Consider the following 1,651-nt stretch of genomic DNA (forward strand, 5'->3'; position numbering starts at 1 on the left):
GTTTTCGGGTTTGAAGTTGACTAGTAAAATTCTTGCTTCTACGAGGAGTTCATTTTTAGGTTTTCCTGTGAACCTGAAAGCTCCTATAAAAATGAGAATCTGTACGGTTTCAATCCCTATAGGAATACGTTTTATAAAGTCTTCCAACGATTTGTAGTCACCATTCTTTTCCCGTTCCTCTACAATTCCATGGGCAATTCTTGTTTCGAGACCTTCTAATACCATCAAGCCTAAATAAATATCTTTTCCTTTAAGTATAGTTTGAAAATCACTGATATTCACACAGGGAACCTGAATATTTCCCCCCGACATTTTTGCTTCATGAATATAGACTTCTGTACGGTAAAACCCTCCCTGATTATTGATTACCGAAACCATAAATTCTAAGGGATAATATACTTTGAGATACAAACTCTGATAACTTTCTACGGCATAGGAAGCGGAGTGTGCTTTACAAAAAGAATATCCTGCGAAGGATTCTATCTGTCGGTATGCTTCAGCCGTTAATGCCTCCGAATGTCCCAATTTTTTACAAGATTCGAAAAAATTATTTTTTACTTCTCTGAGCTTTTCAATGGAACGACCTTTTCCGCTCATAGCTCTGCGGAGAATATCTCCATCTGCCAGAGACAAGCCTCCAAAATACTGAGCAATCTTAATCACATCTTCCTGATAGACCATAATGCCGTAAGTTTCTTTCAGATGTTCTTCGAATACCGAATGGAAATATTCGAATTGATCGGGATGGTTATGCCTGAAAATATACTCGCGCATCATTCCGCTTTGTGCCACCCCGGGACGGATAATCGAGGAAGCGGCAACAAGAATTCTGTAATTATCACACTTTAATCTTCTTAAAAGTCCCCGCATTGCCGGAGATTCGATATAAAAACAACCAATGGTTTTTCCTATGGCCAGATACTCATTGGCTTGGGCTTCATCTTTGGATAGCGTTGTATCTCTGATATCAACACTAACGCCTCGTGTCTTTTTGATCAGCTCTACGGTATCATTAATGGTCCCCAATCCTCTTTGGGAAAGAATATCAAATTTTTCGAGGCCGATATCTTCAGCGACATTCATATCGAACTGAACGATCGGAAATCCTTTAGGAGGCATTTCTAGAGCGGTATAATTTGTAATAGGTTCTTCTGAGATTAAAATTCCACAGGAATGCATGCTTCGCTGGTTGGGAAATTTTTCTAATAGCTTGCCGTATTGATGCACCAGTTGTACCACCTCATTCTTGTCATGTTGTATCATCGGTCTCTTCGCTAACTCATCCAGCTCTTCCTTAGGCAGACCAAATACTTTTCCCACTTCTCTAAAGATGGATTTGTACTTAAACTCTACATTGGTTCCACAGAAGGCAACATGATCTTTCCCGTAGCGGTCAAAAATATATTCCAGTATGGTATCCCGATTCTGCCAACTCCAGTCGATATCAAAATCCGGCGGAGACTTCCGGTTAAGGTTTAAAAACCGTTCAAAATACAGATCCAGTTCTAAAGGGCAGATGTCTGTGATTCCTAAACAGTAGCTTACAATAGAATTGGCTCCACTCCCCCGCCCTACATGCATAAAGCCCATACTATTACTGTAGCGGATAATATCCCAGGTAATCAAAAAATAAGAACAGAAATTGAGTTCG

At 39.9% G+C, this 1,651-nt stretch carries 1 protein-coding gene; it reads right to left on the minus strand.

Features of this window, described 5'->3' with window-relative positions; all coding sequences use genetic code 11:
• Positions 1 to 1,651, minus strand: a 1,651-nt coding sequence (dnaE, locus tag RM51_RS18870; RefSeq protein ID WP_039373336.1) for a DNA polymerase III subunit alpha, incomplete at both ends; no start/stop codon positions are given.

The sequence above is a fragment of the Chryseobacterium taiwanense genome, assembly GCF_000813825.1.
Taxonomy (GTDB): domain Bacteria; phylum Bacteroidota; class Bacteroidia; order Flavobacteriales; family Weeksellaceae; genus Chryseobacterium; species Chryseobacterium taiwanense.